The organism is Pseudoalteromonas maricaloris, assembly GCF_024746855.1.
Classification (GTDB): Bacteria; Pseudomonadota; Gammaproteobacteria; order Enterobacterales; family Alteromonadaceae; genus Pseudoalteromonas; species Pseudoalteromonas maricaloris.
In genome coordinates, this window is the sequence record NZ_CP024625.1 from 2,448,892 (window position 1) to 2,472,952 (window position 24,061).

Annotated in this window: 20 protein-coding genes and 1 tRNA gene; 6 read left to right on the forward strand and 15 right to left on the reverse strand. The window is 43.8% G+C overall.

The annotated features are described in order from the left end of the window. Nucleotides 1-50: 50 nt before the first annotated feature. Nucleotides 51-1,571: an acetaldehyde dehydrogenase ExaC gene (gene exaC, locus CTT31_RS10640; RefSeq protein ID WP_260491229.1), complete on the reverse strand. Its 1,521-nt coding sequence runs from the start codon at nt 1,569-1,571 to the stop codon at nt 51-53. Between the two features lie 158 nt (nt 1,572-1,729). On the opposite strand from exaC, the gene CTT31_RS10645 reads away from it, so the two are divergent. Next, the gene (locus tag CTT31_RS10645; protein ID WP_260491230.1) at nt 1,730-2,641 is read left to right on the forward strand and encodes a helix-turn-helix domain-containing protein; all 912 of its coding nucleotides are present in this window, start codon (nt 1,730-1,732) and stop codon (nt 2,639-2,641) included. Here CTT31_RS10645 and CTT31_RS10650 read toward each other — a convergent pair. The 3 genes from CTT31_RS10650 to CTT31_RS10660 form a co-directional block, all read right to left on the reverse strand. Beyond that, nucleotides 2,577-4,094, reverse strand: coding sequence for a trehalase family glycosidase (locus CTT31_RS10650; protein ID WP_260491231.1), 1,518 nt, complete (start codon nt 4,092-4,094; stop codon nt 2,577-2,579). The genes CTT31_RS10645 and CTT31_RS10650 overlap by 65 nt on opposite strands. 8 nt (nt 4,095-4,102) lie before the next feature. Then, a complete protein-coding gene (locus CTT31_RS10655; RefSeq protein WP_211857809.1) occupies nt 4,103-5,365 on the reverse strand; it encodes an MFS transporter in 1,263 nt (420 codons plus the stop codon). 129 nt (nt 5,366-5,494) lie between these two features. Next, nucleotides 5,495-6,496, reverse strand: a complete 1,002-nt coding sequence (locus CTT31_RS10660; RefSeq protein WP_017215948.1) for a LacI family DNA-binding transcriptional regulator — start codon at nt 6,494-6,496, stop codon at nt 5,495-5,497. A 253-nt stretch (nt 6,497-6,749) separates the two neighbouring features. Here CTT31_RS10660 and CTT31_RS10665 point away from each other — a divergent pair, with 253 nt between their 5' ends. Next, nucleotides 6,750-9,002 (forward strand): TonB-dependent receptor, encoded by a 2,253-nt coding sequence (locus CTT31_RS10665; protein ID WP_211857810.1) that lies wholly within the window; start codon nt 6,750-6,752, stop codon nt 9,000-9,002. A 134-nt stretch (nt 9,003-9,136) separates the two neighbouring features. On the opposite strand, the gene CTT31_RS10670 is transcribed toward CTT31_RS10665, so the two are convergent. From CTT31_RS10670 to rlmE, 10 genes are all read right to left on the reverse strand, one after another. Beyond that, nucleotides 9,137-9,541, reverse strand: a complete 405-nt coding sequence (locus CTT31_RS10670) for a PaaI family thioesterase (RefSeq protein ID WP_249122396.1) — start codon at nt 9,539-9,541, stop codon at nt 9,137-9,139. Between the two features lie 101 nt (nt 9,542-9,642). Continuing rightward, nucleotides 9,643-9,948: a hypothetical protein gene (locus CTT31_RS10675; RefSeq protein ID WP_260491232.1), complete on the reverse strand. Its 306-nt coding sequence runs from the start codon at nt 9,946-9,948 to the stop codon at nt 9,643-9,645. Between the two features lie 241 nt (nt 9,949-10,189). Continuing rightward, nucleotides 10,190-12,433: a TonB-dependent receptor gene (locus tag CTT31_RS10680; protein WP_039497382.1), complete on the reverse strand. Its 2,244-nt coding sequence runs from the start codon at nt 12,431-12,433 to the stop codon at nt 10,190-10,192. Between the two features lie 580 nt (nt 12,434-13,013). Further along, nucleotides 13,014-13,098 (reverse strand) — tRNA-Leu (locus CTT31_RS10685). Nucleotides 13,099-13,121: 23 nt separating this feature from the next. After that, complete coding sequence (gene secG / locus CTT31_RS10690) at nt 13,122-13,469, reverse strand: preprotein translocase subunit SecG (protein WP_010373860.1); 348 nt, start codon at nt 13,467-13,469, stop codon at nt 13,122-13,124. Nucleotides 13,470-13,473: 4 nt separating this feature from the next. Beyond that, entirely contained in the window at nt 13,474-14,214 is a 741-nt protein-coding gene (gene tpiA, locus CTT31_RS10695; protein WP_260491233.1) for a triose-phosphate isomerase, read from the reverse strand. A gap of 79 nt (nt 14,215-14,293) precedes the next feature. Continuing rightward, nucleotides 14,294-15,634 (reverse strand): phosphoglucosamine mutase, encoded by a 1,341-nt coding sequence (glmM, locus tag CTT31_RS10700; RefSeq protein WP_010373858.1) that lies wholly within the window; start codon nt 15,632-15,634, stop codon nt 14,294-14,296. After that, the gene (folP, locus tag CTT31_RS10705) at nt 15,631-16,476 is read right to left on the reverse strand and encodes a dihydropteroate synthase (protein WP_260491234.1); all 846 of its coding nucleotides are present in this window, start codon (nt 16,474-16,476) and stop codon (nt 15,631-15,633) included. Before folP ends, glmM begins: the two co-directional genes overlap by 4 nt. Before the next feature lie 147 nt (nt 16,477-16,623). Beyond that, nucleotides 16,624-18,576, reverse strand: a complete 1,953-nt coding sequence (gene ftsH, locus CTT31_RS10710; protein ID WP_010373856.1) for an ATP-dependent zinc metalloprotease FtsH — start codon at nt 18,574-18,576, stop codon at nt 16,624-16,626. A 67-nt stretch (nt 18,577-18,643) separates the two neighbouring features. After that, nucleotides 18,644-19,273, reverse strand: a complete 630-nt coding sequence (gene rlmE, locus CTT31_RS10715; protein WP_017215956.1) for a 23S rRNA (uridine(2552)-2'-O)-methyltransferase RlmE — start codon at nt 19,271-19,273, stop codon at nt 18,644-18,646. A gap of 86 nt (nt 19,274-19,359) precedes the next feature. On the opposite strand from rlmE, the gene yhbY reads away from it, so the two are divergent. Continuing rightward, on the forward strand, nt 19,360-19,656 hold the full coding sequence (gene yhbY / locus CTT31_RS10720) for a ribosome assembly RNA-binding protein YhbY (protein ID WP_010373854.1): 297 nt from the start codon (nt 19,360-19,362) through the stop codon (nt 19,654-19,656). Here yhbY and CTT31_RS10725 read toward each other — a convergent pair. Further along, nucleotides 19,653-20,900, reverse strand: coding sequence for a serine hydrolase domain-containing protein (locus CTT31_RS10725; protein ID WP_211857814.1), 1,248 nt, complete (start codon nt 20,898-20,900; stop codon nt 19,653-19,655). The genes yhbY and CTT31_RS10725 overlap by 4 nt on opposite strands. Nucleotides 20,901-20,998: 98 nt before the next feature. Here CTT31_RS10725 and CTT31_RS10730 point away from each other — a divergent pair, with 98 nt between their 5' ends. The 3 genes from CTT31_RS10730 (at nt 20,999) to CTT31_RS10740 (ending at nt 23,937) form a co-directional block, all read left to right on the forward strand. Then, complete coding sequence (locus CTT31_RS10730) at nt 20,999-21,802, forward strand: hypothetical protein (RefSeq protein WP_211857815.1); 804 nt, start codon at nt 20,999-21,001, stop codon at nt 21,800-21,802. Nucleotides 21,803-21,921: 119 nt separating this feature from the next. Next, entirely contained in the window at nt 21,922-22,629 is a 708-nt protein-coding gene (locus tag CTT31_RS10735) for a response regulator (RefSeq protein ID WP_039497374.1), read from the forward strand. 21 nt (nt 22,630-22,650) lie between these two features. Beyond that, nucleotides 22,651-23,937, forward strand: a complete 1,287-nt coding sequence (locus CTT31_RS10740; protein ID WP_260491235.1) for a sensor histidine kinase — start codon at nt 22,651-22,653, stop codon at nt 23,935-23,937. Nucleotides 23,938-24,061 lie beyond the last annotated feature (124 nt).

Here is a 24,061-nt window from a genome sequence, read left to right on the forward strand (position 1 = left end):
ATTGAGTACTGCCACAATGGTCAGTACTCAATACTTCTATAATAATTAAATTAGAAAAACCCTAAAGGACTGGTGCTATAGCTCACCAAGAGGTTCTTGGTTTGTTGGTAATGGTCCAGCGCCTTTTTGTGAGTTTCTCTGCCAATACCTGATTTTTTATAACCACCAAATGCCGCGTGTGCAGGATACATATGATAACAGTTAGTCCACACGCGACCCGCTTCGATTTGGCGACCAAATTGATATGCGCGATTCATATCTCTAGTCCACACCCCAGCACCTAAACCAAACTCAGAGCTATTCGCCAATTCCAACGCCTCCGCTTCATCTTTAAAAGTACATAAAGAGATCACCGGACCAAATATTTCCTCTTGGAATACCCGCATTTGGTTATGCCCTTTTAACAGCGTCGGCTGAATATAAAAGCCTTTGTGATAACCCTCGCCAAGCTCTGCGACTTCGCCACCGATTAACACTTCAGCCCCTTCCTTCTTGCCAATATCAATATAGCTAAGAATTTTATCAAATTGAGCTTGTGAGGCTTGTGCACCAACCATGGTCTCTGTATCAAGCGGATTGCCGCGTTTAATCGCCTTGGTGCGTTCGATGACTTTGGCTATAAAACCGTCGTATATATCTTCTTGCACGAGCAATCGCGATGGGCAAGTACATACTTCGCCTTGGTTAAAGTAGGCCAACACCGCGCCTTCAATACACTTACTTAGGTAATCATCGTCAGCTTGCATCACATCACTAAAGTAGATATTAGGCGACTTACCCCCTAGCTCCACCGTTGAGGGAATGATATTTTCAGCCGCACATTTTAGAATGTGAGAACCCACTGGAGTCGAACCTGTAAACGCAATTTTCGCGATACGCGTACTCGTAGCAAGCGCTTCACCCGCCTCTTTCCCAAAACCGTTTACGATATTAACCACGCCATTTGGTAATAAATCAGCGATAAGTTCCATCAACAACAAAATAGACGCAGGCGTTTGCTCCGCAGGCTTTAGCACTACGCAGTTTCCAGCAGCGAGAGCGGGTGCCAGTTTCCAAGCGGCCATAAGTAATGGGAAGTTCCATGGGATGATCTGTCCCACAACGCCCAGAGGTTCATGAAAATGATAGGCCACGGTTGACTCATCAATTTCACCAATGGCTCCTTCTTGAGCACGAATACAACCTGCAAAATAGCGGAAATGATCAGCAGCAAGGGGAACATCAGCGGCTAGCGTTTCACGTACAGCTTTACCATTATCCCATGTTTCGGCTACCGCTAGGTATTCAAGGTTTGCTTCTATTCGGTCTGCGATTTTGAGTAATATATTGCTTCGTTCAGTGACCGAAGTTTTACCCCACGCCGCTTTTGCAGCATGGGCGGCGTCAAGTGCCAGTTCAATGTCTGCATCATTTGAACGCGGGATCTGACAAAATACTTCGCCATTAACAGGACTAATATTGTCGAAGTACTGGCCGTCAACGGGTGGCGTCCACTCACCACCAATAAAGTTTTGATATTGCGACTTAAAGCTGACGATTGCACCTTCAGTATTTGGATTTGCGTATATCATTTTTACCTCAGCAACTTGTGTTATTTATTTGGGCTTCATTCGTCCCAATTTTGTTTTTACTAATATTTGACATTAGCCAAGTTCACCTTTAAAAACTTAACTTAGGGTCTCGGAATGTATACGCACAGTCCAAAAATAACCGAGAAGGAGTGCATTGTTTGCAGATCTCTAAACATCGCAGTCGTGTCGAACGCTTAGTTGAAAACAAAATAAGTTTTGCTGCCAATCAGGTAGAGCTTAGCGTCTATGACACATACGAAAGTACCAATAGAGTCAAACTCGCCTCTAATGAAGTGTTGTTTTGTGCGATGATCACTGGCAAAAAAGTGATGCACGTAGACAGTTGTGACTATCACCAGCCCTTTTTACCTCATCAAAGCTTCGTATTGGCACCAGAACAAACCGTATTTATAGACTTTCCCGACGCCAGCTTATCCGCTCCCACCACCTGTTTAGCAATTGAGATCTGTCGAGAAAAAATTAATACCGTGAGCGAGAAGTTAGCGCTTTCGCTTCCTAGTGGTTTTAATTATCAAAAGCAGCTGGTGCACACTGAGCATAACTGGCAAACCCAGCACTGCTTGGGGCGATTGCTCCATCTATTCAGTGAGAATGAGGCTGAGCGGGGGTACTTTATCGATTTGGCAATGGACGAACTAATTGCAAGACTACTACAGCAACAAAGCCGAGATCTGCTGTTAGGCGCAGTAAAACAAGCACCAGATCATAATGGTTTGTATCAAGCGGTGCATTATTTGGAGACTCATTTAGACGAGCCATTAGATGTAGAGAAACTTTGTAAACTTAGCTGCATGAGTAGAAGTCGCTTTTTCAATCAATTTAAAAAATCATTCGCGACGACGCCACAGCAGTGGCTCCAAGCACGGAGACTAACTGAAGCAAAGGCAAAACTAAAAGCAGGAATTCAGATCACCGCAATTAGTTTTGCACTCGGCTTTAAGCATCCAAGTCAATTCAGTCGAGCGTTTAAACAAGCCTTTAATATCACGCCGAAGGACTATCAACTTCAGGCACTAAAAGCCGATAAAAACGACTGGTTACTCCGTTAGTCCAGCCAAAACCCTGTTGCACCACGTATTCTCCGCCACTTGCCTGTTTATCCGGTTCAACCACATTATACTTCTCAAGCAAACAGCCGGTTTGCTCAAAACCGGTTTCAACAGCATAAAGCCATGCTTGCATAATCTTATTCGCCAGTTGATTTTGACCATATGCCCTTAAACCTGACACCGCAAACCACTGCAGTGGTGCCCAGCCATTAGGACTGTCCCACTGCTGTGAAGTAGTGACTAAGGTACTAACCAATCCACCTTGCTGCAAAAACTCTGCCTCAAGTTTTTTGCCAATATGCTCTGCCTGCTCAGGTGTAACCAGCTCAGCAAACATAGGCACAACACCCGCTAGAGATTCAACGGAGGTACGCGCATAATCATTAAGATCCACATCGAAAAACCAGCCTTTTTGATCGCACCAACAATATTTCTGTATCAGTGCACTGCGATTTGACGCTAAATTGGCATAGTACTGAGCTTGCGTTAGCTCGTTTAATTTCTCAAAACACCGTGCGATTTGCGACTCAAGCAATACTAGTAGTGCATTTAAATCCACAGGGATAATGTCTGTTGTACGAATGCTTGCTAAATCGTCAGCGTTTGCTAACCAACGGCTACTAAAGTCCCACCCCGACTCACAAGCCGCACGAATGTGCTGATAAAAGGTTTCGCTGTCCGTAACCGCTGCGGCTAATTCTATATCCTCAATAAAAGACTCTGGGCGCGGTGCTGCAAGCGGATCCCAGTAGCGATTCAGTGTGCCCCCACATGGCATGTTGACGACTCGGTACTGCGCTTTTTTATCCGTGTAACTCAAATCCTCTCCGGTCTGCCAAAACTGATGTTCTTTCAGTAATGTCTGAGTGACTCGCGACAGCCACTGCTTATCATGAGATTTTTCCTGCCACAGTAAATCAACCATTAATGCCGTTACAGGTGGCTGGGAGCGACTTTGGTAATAATCTCGATTGCCATTAGGTACATGTCCAATACGATCAATAAGACTCACAAAGTTATCTAACATTCCCGCAACGAGATCGCTTCTGTTCGCATCCAAAAGCCCGAGTGCCGTAAAGTAGCTATCCCAGTAATAAATCTCATTAAAACGTCCACCCGGTACAACATACGGATGGGGTAAAGGTAGCAAGGAGCCTTTAGCAACGGTGCTCGGCTTTCTAGATAAACGCGACCACAGCGCACTGATATACTGCTGCGCACTAGTAAAGTCTGGTAAGGCATCTAACTCTTTGTTGGCAACAAAGTCAAAATGCGCATGCACAAATCTAAGTAACGCCTCTCCCGTCGGCTTTTGCATCACATACTGGTTTTCTATCTCTGCGAGCGGAATTTTTGCGATGGCATCTGCAAAAACTTTACTGTCTGAAAACAAACTAGCGCTTTGCACCGCCTTAAAAATCTCTGTGGAATAAAAGTTTGATTGGTAATGCATGTAAAACCTCAGCTCACCTTTTGTTGACTTGGCGTGTGAGCATGATTTGATTGGTTAGACTCACTCATTGATTTAAAGAAATATAAACACACAGCAATCACCAGCATGGGAATAAGTGCCCCATAAAACGCTTGTTGACCACCAAAATGTTGAAATACTAAACCTGTGATCATTGAACCCGTGCTACCACCCAGCGCTGAAAATACAACGATTAGCCCTGTCATCGACGCGTGCTGTGTAGTGGGTAAACTACTTAGCATTACCGAATTAATCACTGGATAAATAGGCGCCATAAAAAGACCGATCAGCGGCATGAGAAAAGCCACAAGGGGTGCATCAAATAACGAAGAAATAAGCGTTTTCTCAATACCCTCAGTCATCGGTAACGTTAAAATCACTAATCCTGCCATTGCGGCAAGGCAAACATTTAACACCACATACCAATGTACTTTGGTGAGCACAACGCCGGCACCGAGCCGACCGAGTGCTAAGCAAGCAGCAAAAACACTGGTAATTTGCACGCTAATGTTCACCGGTAATGACAAGATCTCATTATTAAAAGTAGGCAGCCAAGTGCCTATACTCTGCTCTATCAATACGTATAAAAATGCGGAAATCACAAATACCAGCACAAGCGGCTTAGCCACAAGCTTTAACATCGCAATAAATGCAGAGACACTAGACTCGGTGGCTTGCGTTGGCTCTGGCTTTGCAATTGGGGAGATCCAAACAATAAATGCGGTGAAAGCGCTCAGCACCGCTAACACGAAATAGACGTTTAACCAGCCAAGAGAGTTATCGCCGCTGTCAATAAACGCCGCAAAAATCCAATAACCGCCGAGGACCCCTAACATAAACACGCCCTCAATAAAATTAAGCAGGCTTGAATGTTGGTTGCTTCCTTCAGTGACTTGGCCAACGAGCGCATAAACCGACACTTTAACCACCGCAAATGCCGCCCCCACACAAGCAAACACTAATTTCAGAATCCAAAACTCAGCGACCATAGGAGTGATACTGCAAATCAATGCTACGCCCGCGAGCACTGCGGTCAAAGCAATTTTAAATCCGACCCTGGGGATAACCGACGCAACCAGGAATGAAACGATGGCGATGGGAAGATCTTTAAATGCCTCTAAGGTGGCGGCCTGCGCTTTTGTAATGCCAAAGCTATGAATAGACTGCAAGATGACCGTCCCGACGCTATTGAGCAAAATAGCAAATAGGAAGTAACTAACGGCCATGGCAAGTATGATACGTGCTCGATTCATTGTTATTCTCGTTAAAACACTGTGATTCCTTTTTAGTCTAGACAGACTTTTTTATTTTTGCAATCGTTTGCATTTCAAATCACATCAAAACAATTTAAGCTAATGATTGTTATCGCATATTGTGCTGCTTTAACTAGATTGTCTGATCACTAATAATGACGGCACCTCTTGAGAAGCACATGTCTCACCACTTAGCTGAGAGAGCAGCTTTTCCACCAATAACTGTGCCGCCGCATTGGTGTCTTGTTTAATCGTAGATAGCGCAGGGAAGCTGATCTGTGCCATGGCAATATCGTCAAATCCGACTATTCGTACGTCATTTGGTACGCTAACGTAACGCTCTTTTAGAGCTTTTAATGCTCCAAGCGCGACCATATCACTACATGCAAAGATCCCATCAAAGGTTAATCCTTGTGCTCGCAACAAAGCGTTTATACTCGCGTAGGCAGCCTCTGAAGTAATGTCGATTTTAATCATTTGCGCTTCTACCTTGGCTTTTTCCACCGCATGGCAAAATCCGCGATAGCGCTCACCAAGTTCGGCATGACCCGGATCGCCCAAAAATAGAAGTTTAGACGCTCCCCTGGCAATTAAGTGCTCCGTTGCGTTAAGGCCACCAATAAAATTGTCACTCCCAACGATAGGATAATTTGCAGAAGTTTTAGGGTCGCCCCATACCACGATCGGCGTGCCAGCTCTTGCAGCACGCTCAATTCGTGCTTGCTCCTTGCCTTGGCCGACGACAATAACTCCATCGGCTCGACGGCCAGAAATAAAATAACCATGCCAGTCTTCCCCCGCCATATAAGAATTGGAGAGCAATAACTCGTAGCCTTTTCGGTTCACTGCACGATTAATATCGCTCACTACTTTAAGTAAAAATGGGTCGTCGACGGATTGTTTGGTTTCGGCTTCGAGATTGATAATAACGGCAATGACTTTGGTTTTTTGCATCCGTAAGCGACTAGCCGCCGCGTTAACACTAAAGTGATGCTCTTTTGCAAGCGCCTGAATGCGCTCTCGAGTTTCCTTTTTTATCAGAGGGTTATCATTGAGTGCACGGGAAGCTGTGGAGGTAGAGACGCCAGCTAGCCTTGCTAGATCCGATAGCTTTAATTGTGTTGTTCCCATCGTAAACCCCTTCTTAGCACACGTTATTACATCGCTATTCTTACAATTTTTTGGTACTTAAACCATAACTAATTGAATCTCCTACCCTAACCAAGCAGAAAAGATAAGCAATCACTGTAAATTTGTAACGCCTTACATCATTTTATGACAAATTTTTAAACAACATCATTGCAAACGTTTGCATTAAGATCTATTTTAAAAAATAGACAGTCGTTAAATACCAGTCTATGACAACAACAAGAGGGCTTTAGCCGTGATAAAAACTAACTCCTTAAGCTTGATCGCTACTGCTATAACGCTTGCGTTAAGTGCGTCAGCTCAGGCTGAACAACAACCGAACAATAACAAAGAAAAAGTAGAAACCATCATTGTCTCAGGTACACCTGGTGGCGCAGGGATCAGAAAAATTGATGCAAGCTTTGCTGTGACTAATATCGATGCCGTGCAAATTGATAAGCTCGCCCCCAAAAGTACCGCTGACTTGCTTAAAGCGGTGCCTGGGATCTGGGTTGAAAGTTCAGGAGGTGAATCCGGTGCCAACGTTTTTGTTCGCGGCTTTCCTGGCGGTGGTGATGCACCATTCTTAACGGTTAGTTTGCAAGGTAGCCCTATCTATCCCGCGCCAACGCTCTCATTTTTAGAAAACACCTCGATTTTCAGACTCGATGAAACCATCAGTATGATGGAAGGCCTGCGTGGTGGACCAAACCCCGTGGTGTCTAATGGTCAGCCGGGCTTAACAACTAACTTTCAACTTAAACGTGGCCAAGCTGACACCGAAGGGACGTTTAAATACACCACCACAGACTATGGTCTAAACCGCATTGACGGCGTGTTAAGTGGTGAGATTTCCAATGACCTTTACTACATGGTTGGCGGTTATATCAAACGCTCTTCTGGGGTCCGTGATGCGGGCTTTACCTCAGAAAAAGGTCATCAATTCACCATAAACCTAACCAAAGAGTTTGCTGACGGTGAGTTTAACCTTTATACCCGTCAAACTGATGACAGAGGCGCATGGTATCTGCCAACCCCACTTAATGTGGAGGGTGTGGATGCAGGCTTTACTCAGCTGGGAACGAATAATCGCAAGGCGATTATTTATGTCGGTGATGAAAATGCACCGATGAGCGTAGATATGGGTGATGGTCGTGGCTGGAAAGGCCATGTTTCTGGAGGTAGCTTAAAAGTAGAATTCAAAAACGGCTGGCAATTAAATGACCGCTTTAGCTTAACGCAAGGCGATGCAAATACACTAGGCCTTGTGCCTGCTGGCAGTGCGATGCGTTTAAGTGAAGTGGCGGACAATGGTGAAACCGCAACAGGTAGCGTCACGGGCGATGAATACGCGGGCGATACTATGGTACAACAATATGGTCGCTGGGTTGTATTAAAGGATATCGAAGCTTTCACCAATGACTTAGCCTTAAGCAAAACCTTTGGTGATTGGTCAAGTGCCTTTGGTATTTATACAGCAACTACCTCAGCAAAAGATTGGTGGAGCTTAGGTAATACCGCCTACCATGTGTTGGAGCAAGGTGGCGAAGCATTGAATGGCATCGCGTGTAATAGCGATGTTGCGGGTTGTGCCTTCAACTACGACATTAACAGTTCTGGTGATGCGACAACGTGGGCCATCTACACCACCCAAAGTTACCAAGCAACGGAAGCCCTTAAGTTAGATTTAGGCTTACGTAGCGAGCAACACGAGGTTGAGTATTCGGTCGACGAAGGTTTAGATGGGGCTATCACCAAAGCAGTTGACTATGATGAGCGCAAGACTTCATGGACCTTAGGTGCTGACTATAGTTTGAGCTTAGATTCAGGTGTTTTTGTGCGTATGAACAAAGGCTACAAAATGCCTTATTTCGACGACTTTAGAGACAATTATAGCACCTATGAATCGGGCGAGTCGCTGATTAAAGCAGTCACACAAGCTGAGCTTGGCTATAAATATATGGGTGAAACCGGCGACCTGTTTGTTACTTTATTTACCAACGAAGTAAAAGGCGACACGTTTGTAAGACGTCCAGGAGTACCTGCGGAAATTCTAACCAACGAAGCAACTGGTGTAGAACTTGATTACAGTTACAACCATGAGTCGGGCCTATCGGTAAACTTGAATGCCACATGGCAAGACACTGAAATTACTGAAAGCCCGACCAATGAAGGGAATAAAGCGCAGCGCCAACCTGACTGGATGCTACGTATTACACCGAGCTATGACTTTGAAATGTCGGGTATGTACGCCACCTTGTATGGCACCCTTTCGGCTGTAGATGACCGTTTTGGGGATAATGAAAATACTGTCGTGTTAGAGGGCTACGAAAAGCTTGATATTGGCCTTATCGTAGAGCCAACAGAGGGCGTAAAATTACAACTAGCGGTAGATAACCTTACTGACAAACAAGGGATCACCGAGGGGGATCCTCGTAACCCAGATTCGCCCAATGGCCGCTATATCATGCCAAGAAGTGTAAAGTTTAGTGTTGCGTATACGTTCTAGTTGCTGTAACTAAGCGTTTAACATAGCGCTGCCTGCTTATATCAAATGCCTGAGGCTGGTAGCGCTAAAAAGACCTAACACGTTTATTGCTGGGCAACTTCTTGCAAATGCACTTCAGAGTGCCCTCTGCTACCCTAAACCTTCGTTATTGTGCCAAGAGAAACCGCCACCAACTTTTCTTCGTCACCGCTTTTCGCATATACCTTACATTCGCATGTCGCCTGACGTTTACCCGAATACAACACGGTTGACTTTGCGATTAGCTTATCGCCAATAGCGGGTCTAACATAATTCACTTTATACTCTGAGGTAACACAGCTACCAAGCACCGATGCACCAGCAAAAGTAATACAATTATCAGCTAGATAGCTAACCACGCCACCATGTGCAAAGCCATAGTTTTGTTTAAGATCATCTCGAATAACGAGGCTTAACTCCGCAACGCCAACCTCAAACACCTCCAACTCAGCACCTAACAATAAACTAAAAGACTGCTGTGCTAGGATCTCCTTTCCTTCCTCTAACATAGTATTGCTCAACTTTCTCTCCTTAGTAATATTTACGCTCAAATAGACTCTACGTCGCGAATGGTGTTCACGTTTATAGGTAAAGAACATGATTCACTAAAACCACGATATGATTAGTTAAACACGACTAAAACAAAATTACAGCTTAAAACGGCAGACATTGCTACTAGGTTATACTTTCTAAATTGGATATAGGTCTTAACTTTATTGTCGGATACCGTCGAGAAAAAACCTGTTTTAAGCGATTCACTCACGGTAGCATTTAACAGTGACCATTGCGATGTGCCAAGGGTGTGCTTTGTTAGTTTATGCCACTCTTCTGGATACAATCTTGCCAAGTGTTTACACAAATTCTTATACATTTTAATTTGTATGAACAGCAGTATGGTAATCAAGGTAATGGGGATAAGTTCTTCCATGTGCTAAAGACCTTTTAAAAGTGCAAAAACAGCTCTATCTAAATATACGATTCAAAACTGGAATCGAGATATTGCCTATCACTAGACTCCCATAGGTTAACCACAATGTAAACAAGCAGTTATATCTATGCTTTTCGTTATGCTGAATGAGTTTCAATATAATTTAGGACGAGAGACTTAAAACAAAAAAGCCGCTTAGCAAGAAACTAAGCGGCTTTTCTATATTCAAACTAGAGCTGAATTAATCTAACCAGAACTCTTTTTTGAACTTAATACCAAACTCACTGCGGTCATTGCTGCGCATGACACCAACAAAGCCACTTTGCTGTAGACGACCTACATCGTACACTTCGTTTAGCACGTTTTCACCGTATAGCGTTACTTCCATATCACCTTCAGCGTTGGTGTATGAGATGTTAAAACCCAACAATTCGCGAGAATCAATATGCTCGCTTGCACGTGTTACAGACTGACCTTGCATGTCTGAGCGGTACGAGTAGCTTGCGTTAACTGCAATCGTTGCACCATGCTCTAAGTCATGGAAGTAAGATGGTGCCACCATCACAGTCCATCGAGGTGTGAGTGCTGGCGCATCGCCTTTACCAATACCAATAACACCTTCATCAACATGGGTAATTTCTGAGTCTAGGTAACCGATTGAGCTGCGTACTGAAAAATCATCAGTAATTGCGATTGTCGTTTCAAGTTCAATACCTTGTGCTTTCGACTCACCTGCATTTTCCACGATAGTGACGAAACCACCGCCAGCAGTCGGGTCGTTGAAAGGTAACGCCAGATCAGTGTAATCCGTTACAAATGCAGCAACCATCATAGATACGTTTTCATGTACCTGGCCTTTGAAACCGATTTCGTAGTTAATCGCTTTAGTTTCATCAAACGCAGCGAATTGATCTGGGCCACCAAATGGACGTGGTGGGAAGCCGCCACTTTGGTATCCTTTTTGGACCTGGGCGTAAACATTGATGTCACGAGTTAACTGGTATGACGCATTCACGTCCCACGTCACTTCGTCAAAGTCTGCGCTTACGTATTTACGAGCACCAAAGCTTGGGAAGAGTGCGTTTGCCTCTTTTTTGTCTTCAGAGTAACGTAAACCACCACCAATGCTGAACAGCTCAGTCACGTCAAAGCTTGCATTGATGTAAGCCGCATAGGCATCGGTTTCTTGGTTGATATCAAAGTAACCGTAGCCACCAAAAGAAGCAGTCTGACCATCGTTTAATAAGCCATTTGGCGTGTTCCACGGGCTAAATACGAACGGACCAGAGCTGGTAAAACCGTCTTCGTTAAAGTAATAAAGACCCGATACAAAATCCCAAGAGTCATAAGTACCGTTTAGTTGTAGTTCAAATGAGTACTGATCTGCACCGCCCTCTTCCGGGAATTCAGATAGATTAAGTGCTACCGCATCGTCATCTAGGCCGCCAGTATATTCAGAGCTACGCTTGCTTGCGATAAATTTAACCGAGTAAACATCACTTGCTTGCCAATCAGCAGTCACTGAGCCGCCCCAACCAGAGTAGTCTGTGCTTTCAATGCCTGCAACCGTTGTTGCCAAGTCATCAGGATTGTTTGGCAGCATTGACTCATCTAGCAATGGGAAGTCACCATTGAAAGGGTCATTTGAGTCAAGTGGATCTGTTAACTCGATAGTATACGGTGATTGACCAGACTCGTTCTCAACGCCATCAAATGCAGCAGTGACAACTAAATCATTCGTTGCTTGCCATCTAATTGCTAAGCGACCACTAAACTCTTGCTCTTCGCCGATTTCTTTTTCAGGATTTGCTAAGTTGATTGCTTTACCTACACCATCACGCTCTTTATAAGAAGCACTTGCAGAAAAGCTTAGTGTGTCTGTTAACGTTTGGCTTGTATAAAGATCAGTCGCTAAACGACCGCGAGAACCTATTTTAGCTTCAACGCGTGCAACTTCTTCAGCGCCAGGTTGTTTAGTGATCACATTTACCGCACCGCCTAATGTGTTGCGGCCGTACAGTGTACCTTGTGGACCACGTAGTACTTCTACGCGTTCAACATTGGGCAGTGAAAGGTTAGAACCCATCTGACGGCCAAGGTATACACCATCAACATAAACACCAACACCGGGGTCTGTTGTGATCACATGGTCCTGTAGACCAATACCACGGATAAACACAGAAGCATGTGCAGCGTTACCTACACCATAACGAGTAATATTTAAGTTTGGAACGAACTTACCAATATCGTCTAGATTGCTGATATTGGCTTTATCAATATCACTAGCACCGATAGAAGTAATCGCTGTAGGCGTTTCGAACAAACTTTCAGTACGTTTACGAGCAGTCACTTCTATTTTTTCAAACACTTGTTTTTCTTGCTCTACATTAGCTTGCTCAGCCAATGCTGTACTAGGAAGGGCTACGGCTGCTAACACTGCAGCTGAAATCGCAGATAAACCAAGGCGAGGTAAAACTGTAATCATATAATCTCCAAAGGAATCACCGTGTGTGTACTAGTTGCGAGAGGTCGCAAACTAGAGAAGTAACAAGCTCAGTGTTATTACTTCTAGCCCTGTAATCCGTAAAATCTAAATAGATTTGGACACTACAAATTTTGGGCATAAAAAAAGATGCACTAGGGGCATCTCTTTCCTCTGGAGGGGTATTATAGTCACAACGGGGATAAATTGAAATAATTATTTAATAAAAATTACTTTTTGGGTTTTTGTAACCATAATAAAACCAATATTAGGAAATTAATTTTTATAAAAAAGCGTTATAGAACAAATAATTATACTAAATAGCAGGATGATATGTTACTAAAGTGAAACTTCTGCCTAGGTTTTTGCTGTGGTGCTAGGTTCGTTTGAAATTTTGAGGCGAGAAAATCTTGTCGATAACAGCGCTACCGCATTCTGCTATTTAGTTGTTCTAAATGAGAAATTTTTAACGCAGGTAGCGTCAGGTTTGATCCTTCAAATTGAGCAAGGATCAGACTAATGGGTATTAGGCTTAGTAGCAAACGATAGACGAAAAAAACCAGCATAAGCTGGTTTTTTTATTTGGTGCGAATGGGGGGACTTGAACCCCCACGGCCGAAGCCACCACCCCCTCAAGATGGCGTGTCTACCAATTCCACCACATTCGCAAATTCGGTGTATTTTCTAACGATTAGTTAGGTACGTCAGAAGCTGGATTTTCTTCTGTCGCTGGCACATCATTTGTCGCTGGAACTGTTGTTGCAGCAGCTGGTGCCTCTAGATTTTCCCACTCATTAGTCTTTTTAATCTGACCCGTAGTTAGGTTACCTAGCACAATACTTAGCACAAAGAATATCGTTGCTAAGATTGTTGTTGTCTTGGTCATAAAGTTGCCTGCGCCTGATGAGCCGAAAACTGTCGCTGATGCACCTGCACCAAACGAAGAGCCCATATCTGCGCCTTTACCTTGCTGAATCAACACCATACCAATTAGTGCTAACGCCACAATTAAGTAAACAACCATTAGAATTTCGTACATTTACTTATCCTTTTGCACTTCTGCATATTGCGGCGAAACTCTCAGGTTTTAGGCTTGCGCCACCGATAAGTCCACCGTCTATATCGTCTTGTGCGAATAACAATTCACTGTTCTGTTCATTAACACTGCCACCATAAAGAAGTTGCAGTGATTGTGCAATTTGCTCATCATTTTCTGAAAGCAAATCACGTATAAATTTGTGTACCGCTTGCGCTTGCTCTGGAGATGCTGTTTTACCAGTACCAATAGCCCAAACAGGTTCGTATGCTATCACAGAGTGAGTTAGCGCTGCCACACCTAATTTGGTAATAACCGCGTTTATTTGTCTAGCAACGACTTGCTCTGTCTGCCCATTTTCTCTTTCTTCTTCAGTCTCACCAACACATAAAATTGGTGTCAAACCTTGTTCTTGAGCATGTGCAAATTTATTAGCAACATCTTCATCGCTTTCGCCATAAATAGCTCGACGCTCTGAATGACCAACTAAGGTATATGTTGCACCTAGCGATTTTGCTAGGGACGCCTGGATCTCTCCAGTGTATGCGCCTTCTTTATATTCCGAAACAGTTTGTGTTCCGACAGTAAGCCCTTTACTTGCTGCTTGCTCAATGAGCATGGCAGGAGGAAAAACAATTACATCTGCTTGAAATGTTTGATTGCTTACTGCTTCTGATATTTGGTCAACAAGGGCTTTTGAGCCATTCATTTTCCAGTTACCAGCAACAATTTGCTTTCTAGTTGTCATACGATACTCCGCAGTAGAAAGCGGGTGAGATACTAACTCTACTCACCCGAAGTTACAAGAAATAAATTTAATTTTTGGTTTAATTGCTCACAGATTCAACAACTTCAGCGATTTTTTGGGCAAAATCGATAACTTGCTTCTGTTGCTGAGCTTCAACCATGACGCGAACCACTGGCTCTGTACCAGATTTACGCAATAGCACTCTGCCCTTTCCAGCAAGCTGAGTTTCAACTTCAGCGACAACTGCTTTAACAGCGTCTTGCTCGGTTGGATCATCTTTAGTGCTATAGCGCACGTTAATCATCTTCATTGGGTACTTGCTAAAACCTTCACCCAAATCTTTTAATGTTTTATTCTGCGCAACCATGGCAGCAAGCACTTGTAAGCTTGAGACAATGCCATCACCGGTGCTGATCAGATCCAGATTTAAAACGTGACCTGAACTTTCGCCGCCGATTTTCCAGCCTTTCTCACCAAGAAGTTCCATTACATAGCGGTCACCGACTTTACTGCGCTCAAAAGCAATTCCGCGTGATTTAAGGGCGTTTTCGAGTCCCATGTTAGACATTACCGTACCGACAACACCGCCACCTAATGTGCCATCAGCATGAGCTTGGCAAGCGATAATATAGACGATGTCATCACCATCAAATACATGACCGTCGTGATCGACCATCATAACTCGGTCACCATCACCATCATAAGCAATACCAACATCCGCTTGATGTTCAAGCACGGCTTTTTTCAACGCTTCGACATGCGTTGCACCGCATTTTTCGTTGATGTTGACACCATTAGGTTCACACGCGGTTGTGATCACGTCTGCACCGAGTTCACGCATGACACTTGGCGCAATGTGATAAGTCGCGCCATTTGCGCAGTCCAGCACCACTTTCAACCCTTCAAGCGATAGCTCTTTAGGAAACTGGCCTTTACAAAATTCGATATAGCGACCATCCGCACTCTCTAGACGCTTAGCTTTGCCGAGCTTTTCAGACGCGACACACGTCATCGGTTCATCCAGCTTTGCTTCTATTGCAAGCTCCACCTCGTCAGGGAGCTTTTTACCATCGCCACCAAAAAACTTGATGCCATTGTCATGGTATGGATTATGAGATGCACTGATCACAATACCAGCTTCAGCTCTAAACGTTTGCGTCAAATAAGCAACAGCAGGTGTCGGCATAGGCCCCAATAAAATCACATTGATCCCAGCGGCAATTAACCCAGCCTCTAACGCGGTTTCAAGAAGGTAGCCAGAAATGCGGGTATCTTTGCCAATAATTACCTTTTTGGTACCACGCTCAGACAGCACTTTTCCAGCCGCCCAGCCTAGTTTCATTGCAAATTCAGGCGTAATTGGGAACTCGCCCACCATGCCCCTTACACCATCCGTACCGAAGTACTTTCTTGTTGTCATTGAGTAACTCCATTGACCGACGCTAGCCATACATTAAGCGCGTCGCTTGTTTCTTTTACGTCATGAACACGAATTATGTGCGCGCCTTTCTGCGCACATATCAATGCACCAGCTAGACTCGCAGCTACGCGCTCATGCGTTTCCCGAGTGAGTAGTTGTCCAAACATGGACTTTCTAGAGAGGCCTGTCAGAATAGGCAAATCGAAAGCATGAAACTTGTCCAATCCACCTAATATCTGAAAGTTGTGCTCTAGAGATTTACCGAAGCCAAAACCAGGATCTAAAATCAGCCGGTTGGTATCAATCCCAGCTTGCTTGCACGCACTGATCCTAGCTTCGAAAAACTGACTGATGTCTGAAAATAAGTCATCATAGTGAGGGTTATTTTGCATTGAGCGAGGTTGACCTTGCATATGCATTAAACAAATTGGTACATCACTGTACTGAGCTGCGACTTCAAGCGCGCCTGGCTCTTGCAACGCTCGAACATCATTAATGATATCAGCGCTAGCCTCTATTGCTTGTTTCATCACCTCAGCTTTACTGGTATCTACCGAAATCACACAGTTAGAGTGTGTGCGAATTGCTTTAATAATCGGTATTACGCGCTGTAATTCTTCTTCTAATTGTACGTCTGGCGCGCCGGGACGAGTGGACTCTCCACCTATGTCTAAGATGGTAGCGCCTTGTGAAAGCATTAAATTTGCTTGCTCGATTGCGCTATCAAGGTGAGTAAAATGTCCACCATCAGAAAATGAGTCGGGAGTAACATTTAAAATCCCCATTACCTGAGGCTTATCTAAACTAAGGGTGCGCCCTTTGGGTAAACGTAACTCGTACATTCTATACCTATTTTCTGTAGTCTAAGTTTGGTGATAACGAAAGGCTTATAGCAGTTGATTTAAGTTCTCGCATTTAATGTCATAAAACTTATATCAACTGATACAAAAAAGCCCCGATTGCTCGGGGCTGTCGTATTCTACCTAATCTTACGATTTGTCATCAAGCTCTGAGTTTGATGATGTGTCGTTTGACTGCTCTTCTGCTGGCTTTTCAGCTTTAGGCTCAGGTTTTATTTCTGTTACTTTCGCAGATTCTGCTTTTTTCTCTGGCTTAATGTCATGCGCATCCCTTGGTGGACGAACATCACGACGCTCCATTAGATCATCAATCTGCAATGCATCAATCGTTTCGTATTTCATCAACGCATCTTTCATCGTGTGAAGAATATCCATATTATCTTTTAGAATTTGCTCCGCACGTTTGTAGTTGCGATCGATGAAATCTTTAATTTCAGCATCAATAAGCTTAGCGGTTTCATCTGACATACCTGACATGCGGTGAGAACCACCACCCATGTACATCTCGCCTTGCTCTTCTAAGTACATCTGTGGACCAAGTTTCGGACTTAAGCCCCACTGAGTAACCATTTTCTTAGCAATATCGGTTGCGCGCTCAATATCGTTGCTCGCGCCTGTCGTTACTTTGTCATCGCCGTAAATCAGCGCTTCAGCGATACGACCACCGTATAAACTCGAAAGCATAGATTCTAGGTGTTGCTTAGAGTGACTTACACGGTCTTGCTCCGGTAAGTACATTGTTACACCTAATGCGCGACCACGTGGAATAATAGACACTTTATATACTGGATCATGCTCAGGCACTAAACGACCAACAATCGCGTGACCGGCTTCGTGATAAGCCGTCATTTCCTTCTCTTGCTCGCTCATCACCATGGACTTACGCTCAGCACCCATCATGATTTTATCTTTCGCGGCGTCAAATTCCGCCATACTTACCTTACGCTTGTTGCCACGAGCGGCAAACAGTGCAGCTTCATTCACAAGGTTAGCTAAGTCAGCACCAGAAAAGCCCGGCGTACCACGTGCAATCACAGACGCTTCAACATTATCGTCTAAAGGCACTTTACGCATGTGAACGTTTAAGATTTGTTCACGGCCACGAATATCCGGAAGACCAACGACGACTTGGCGATCGAAACGACCAGGACGTAATAATGCTGGGTCTAGTACATCAGGACGGTTAGTAGCAGCAATAACGATAATACCTTCGTTACCCTCAAAGCCATCCATTTCTACAAGCATTTGGTTAAGTGTTTGCTCACGCTCGTCGTGACCACCGCCCATACCTGCGCCACGTTTACGGCCTACCGCGTCGATTTCATCGATAAAGATGATACAAGGCGCAGCTTTCTTTGCCTGTTCAAACATGTCACGAACACGAGATGCACCAACACCAACAAACATTTCTACGAAGTCAGAACCGGAAATGGTAAAGAATGGTACTTTTGCTTCGCCAGCAACTGCTTTAGCAAGTAGGGTTTTACCCGTACCTGGAGGACCAACCATCAACACGCCTTTCGGGATGCTACCGCCCAACTTTTGGAACTTTGACGGGTCACGCAAGAAATCTACTAGCTCAGTAACATCTTCTTTCGCTTCGTCACAACCAGCAACGTCCGCAAATGTTGTCTTAACTTGGTCTTCGCTCATTAATCGAGCTTTACTTTTACCAAACGACATTGCGCCTTTGCCGCCACCGCCTTGCATTTGGCGCATGAAGAAAATCCATACCCCGATAAGCAGTAGCATTGGGAACCAAGAAATAAAGATATTCGCAAGGAAAGATTGCTCTTCCGGTGCAACACCTTTGATATTTACGTCGTTCTTAAGTAAGTCATTAACCAAATCCAAATCAGTTAATGGAATTACTGTTTGAAAACGATCTCCACTTGAACGAACGCCACTAATCACGCCGGTTTGACGATCAATACTGACTTCTCTTACAGAGCCATTGCGCACATCCTTTACAAATTGTGTGTAACTCGTTTGGCGATCATATTGTTCGCCACCGTTAAAGCTCTGGAACACAGTCATTAGCACTACTGCAATCACTAACCAGAGTATTAGATTTTTAGCCATATCGCTCAAGGAGTTAACCTCTTGTATCCAAAAAAATTCAAATTCAACTTGATGCTTTCCAACTGTACTACAGTTTGTAGCCCGTCGCCACTACATATACTTCGCGTGAACGAGGACGAGACGCTTTTGGTTTACGGATCTTTACGACCTTAAAACAATTACGTACCTCTTGTACAAATTGATCAAAGCCTTCTCCTTGGAAAACTTTAACCGCAAATGCACCGTTTGGTTTTAGCACTTGATGGCACATATCTAATGCTAGCTCGACCAGATACATACTGCCAGATTGATCGGTTGACATATTTCCGCTCATATTTGGTGCCATATCAGAAAAAACCACATCAACATTCTTACCGTTTATTCTATCCAGTAACGCATTTAATACCGCTTCTTCTCTGAAGTCCCCCTGAAGGAAATCGACACCCGCTAATGAGTCCATCGGTAAGATATCACAAGCAATAACTTGTCCGTCAATATCTACCTGCTCTGCGAGATACTGCGACCAGCTCCCCGGAGCAGCTCCTAAATCAACTACCGTCATTCCTTTACGGATCAATTTATCCTTTTGCTGGACTTCTTCCAGCTTAAAAACCGCTCGTGAACGATAGCCACGTTTTTGGGCTTCATGCACATACGGGTCTTCTACGTGTTCTTTTAACCAACGTTTCGAACTGGCGGAATGTTTTTTATTTGCCATATTAACTACAACTCATTAGTAATATTGTCTAGATGGCGTTAGAATATCGATAATTCAAGCCTTTTAATAAATAAGATTGTATCAATATGACCTTATCAAATAAACAAAAGCAGTTCCTAAAAGGGCTAGCTCATTCTTTAAACCCAGTTGTTCTTCTAGGCGCAAACGGCCTAACCGAAGGCGTCATGGCTGAAATTGAGCAAAACCTGAACATTCACGAACTTATCAAGGTAAAAGTACCAACCAATGATCGTGAAACTAAGAAACTGATTTTTGAAGCAATTGTTCGTGAAACAAATGCACATAAAGTACAAACCATTGGCCATATCATTGTGTTGTACCGCCAAAGCGAAGACAAAAAGATCCAGTTACCTCGTAACTAATCTTTGTTGTCTGCGACGTTTTCACCTGAAGACGTCGCAATCTCTTGTAATAAACTCGCTTCTTCTGCTTTTACTTTCTTAATTTCCTGCTCACTCACCTGAGGCAGTAATTTCTTCTCAAGCGCCAATGCGTCAACAATAAAGTCGTTCGTAAGCTGATTAATAATGCCACTCTCTGCATTTAACAGTAGACTAAACCCAATTCCAAGCTCTGGAATAATCACCACATCGGTACGATAACCTTGCACCCAGCCGCTATGGTAATAGAGCAGTTTGCCATCATAGCGATAAATTCGCCATCCAAGTCCATAGTAAGCTTCTTCTACGTGGCCACGCCAAACGCGCCTGCGCAGCTCACGTTTCGTCAACGTATACGGCACTGATTGCTTACTCAGAGCATCTGGTGATAAAACACTTGGATACATACCTAATTGTGCTTTTAACCACTGCGCCATATCAGCAGCACTAGCGTTTACACCAGCTGCGGGGAGTACTTTATAATAATGCGGCTTTAATTTAGCGGTATGCCAACGCTTTCGCCCTCTGACATGCGGCCACGCAAAATTATCATTTTTTGTCATTTGCTCGTAGCCTAGACCGGCGTCATGCATATTAAGTGGCGCGAAAACAAACTCTTCCATCCAAGTTTTGTAACTAATGTTCGTCGCCTGCTCGATAACATCTCCAATTAAGCTAAACATGACATTTTGATAACCATAACACTCCCCGGGCTGACATAACGCTTTGACTTGCAGTAAGCGCTCAACAATTTGTGGGTAGTCCATGCGAGACTCGATTAAATTATCGTAGGCATTAGGCACTAAGCCACTCGAGTGACTTAACAAATGATAGAGCTTAAGTTGGCTATAATCACCTTGGGCGACTTGCGGCAAATAGCTACCCACTCTATCGTCAATATTAAAATACCCTTCGCTCGCCAATTTAGCCGTTAGACTTCCTGCAAACGTTTTTGAAACCGATGCCAAGCGAAAGCGAGTTTGTTCGTTGACCACACTTCCTTGTCGACTTTTTGTCTTGCCAAAACCTTCTGCGTAGCTGCCGTGCTCGACATGCACGACGGATAAAGCAGCACCGGGCACCGATTTTTCTTTTAGTTTGCGCTCGACTTGCTTAGAATAGCTCTTTAAAAATTGTGACCATTGCTGGTTTGGGGTTTTTGCAATCGTTATTTTTGGATAACTAATGCAAAAAAAACAAACTAATGTGAGAATTAGCGACTTCATAATGACTCATTTCATTAACACTCGCCCGCCATACTAACATGATGAATTGGCGGAACTCACTAAATATAAGAAAATAACTGTTTAATTGAGGTATTTTAATGCGTTTAGTGCTAGCAGCTCTATGTACAAGTCTACTTTTTGGATGTGTCACCACAGCGCCATTAGCGCCAAAGTTAGATGTACCTAAGAAGCCACTACTAAAAAAGTCTGTTTATCAAATCAGCTATAGTACCGAACTTAATTCCGCACGAATTAAATCAGTGCAATTGCCCGCTCATCCACTTACTCAAGGTGACACAGTCTACATCAATGCCGATAAGGTAAGCTTGACTGATACACTGAGAAAGCAGATTGTTGCTTTACTTGAGAAAAAAGGTCTGAAAGTTGTTGCAGCTAAAAACGCAAACTACACGCTAACGATTCATCAACTTGATTTGGAGTTTGCAGCTAATAAAACGTACGCACTGGATAGGCCAAGAAATCCACATCCACATATTGCTGAACTTGCTCAAAATTCGCCAGCATTTCAATGTACTAATATTGTGGCTTCTGTCAGTATGCGTTTAGCACATCAAGCGTCATCCGATGTTGTCTGGTTTGCCAAGTCATCGGTAGATAGCGCGGGCTTCCAAGGTATCCCTTTACAATTCACCTTTACTGAAGTGGAAAAAATAGAAAACGAACACGATGTACTGTCGTTTATCGTCGCACAAAATACCGACGAGGCACGCCGTCAACGTGGCGAGAAGCCCGTTGATATTCCTCCTTACAAGGTAACTAAAACGGTTTCACCGCTTGAAAAAACCGCTGGTGCATGTACCCAAACGGAAGTATCAGCGTTAACAGCGGATATGCAAAAACACTTGGCCGAGAGTTTAATTGAAAAGCTAAACGTTAAGTAACATAAGTACTCGCCAGTTTGATAGAGGTCAACTGCAGGCTGGCGCTACACTTATTTACAGACAATAACGCTTTTAGGATTATACTCGACGCAGAAAAATAAAAAGTTCGGAGTAAAGACATGGAGCAATACGGCACAATCTTATTGGTTGAAGATGATACTTCATTGGCGCAATGGGTCGCCGAATATCTTGATAACCAAGGCTATAAAACACATTGCTGTTATCGCGGTGATGAAGTTATTGAACGTGTTAAGTCACTAGACCCCGACCTTGTTTTACTTGATCTTATGCTCCCTGGTAAGGACGGTATCAGTGTATGCCGCGACTTACGTCAGTTTTATAACAAGCCTGTTATTATGCTCACTGCCAAAGATGAAGAAATGGATGAAGTCATCGGTTTGGAAGTCGGTGCTAGCGATTACGTTATCAAGCCTGTTCGTCCTCGTGCCTTACTCGCTCGGATCAAAGCAAATGTGCGCGCTGCACAGGAAAAACCGCAAGATCATCACGCAGCCAATCACGAACTCGTAGTTGGACAGCTATGTATCGACACTCAAGCTCGCAAAGTCAGTGTTGCTGGCCAAGAAGTCATCGTTTCTAGTGCTGAATATCTACTACTGCAATTTTTAGCCAGTCACGCTGGTGAAGTTGTCTCTCGCGATGCGGTATTTAAAGCGACAAAAGGGAGAGAGTATGACGGCCTCGACAGAAGCGTTGATGTACTCATTTCTGCCTTGCGTAAAAAGTTTAATGATGATCCTCAAAACCCAGAAAAAATTAAAACGGTGTGGGGTAAAGGATATCTACTCGTACCATCAGCTTGGTAATGAAGGTCGCAAGCTAATATCGTGAAGAAACTCTACATCTACTTACTCGCTGGTGCATTGATTTCGATCTTTGCACTGGGTTGGGTGATCGACACCTACAATCAGCAAACCGCTCCCTTAGAAGATAGTTTTGAGTGGCAAAGCAAGCTGATCACCGGCCTTGCGAAGCAAGTTGCAAATATAGAGCAGGAAAAGCGCGAAAATGCAACGGCGTTAATTGCCCAACAATTCGACATCAACATTCGTTATAAAGATGGCGATACTTTAGCCATGCCGCTCGAATTAAAGCAACAGATGTTACTACCTGATGGGTTAGTGATAGAGAATGAGAATGTATATCTGCTAAAAACAACCCCTGAAATGACGCCTGATTACGTTGAACTTGAATGGGAGCCTCAGGTTGAACAAGCAGATTACGACGTATTGCTGACGTTATTTTTCTACGGTGGCATTTGCGCAATATTATGGTTTATTCTCTCTCCGTTAGTTAAACGCTTGATCGTTCTCAACACTGCAGCAAAGCACTTTGCCAGCGGTAATCTAAGCGCGCGCATCGCCCCCAATCATTTCACTTACATCCGTGACTTAGAAAATACCTTTAATCGAATGGCAAGCCAAATAGAGAAGTTAATGGCTGAGAATAAGCTAATGGCCTCCAGTCTTTCTCATGACATTCGAACACCTGTTGCGTGTTTAAGGTTTGGCCTTGATGCAGCTTTAGATGAAAGTGACATCGATGCTATTCACGACTATTTAACGCGCATGGAAAAAGATCTAGATCAAATGGAAGATATGCTCTCGAGCTATCTATCTTTTGCGACGCTTGAACAAAAGTCTCATTTACTCAAGCACGAAGTAACAACCCTATCTCGCTATGGTCAAGACCTGATGCAGCAAATGCAACCAAAGCTGCAAAAGAACCAGCTGTCTGGCCGCGTAGAAATTCCTGAACACTTAATGATCCATGGTGACTTACATTGGCTTGCAAGAGCGATAAGTAATTTGATCAGCAATGCCTGTGATTTTGCCACTGCCAGTGTGTTATTAAGTGCACACCGCACCGAGCATTGGCTCATTATTACCGTTGAAGACGATGGCCCTGGGATCGCGAGACAAAATTGGGATAAAGTCTTTAGTCCTTTCTTTCAAGAGCAAACTCACCGTAACCGTGCAGGTAAAAGCTACGGCTTAGGCCTTGCAATCGTTGCAAAAGTCATGGATTGGCATCATGGTACAGCCACCGTTAGCCAGTCAGAACGATTAGGTGGCGCAAAATTTGTGCTTTCGCTACCCTGTAAAGAAAAATAATTATTGTAAATAAGTCGCTACACGTCGACTTATCTCATATAGAAATAATCGTGAAAACATTAGCTTATAAGCTAAGCTTTGCTTTTTGAGTGCAACAACTTAATTACGGCTAAATATCAGGCTA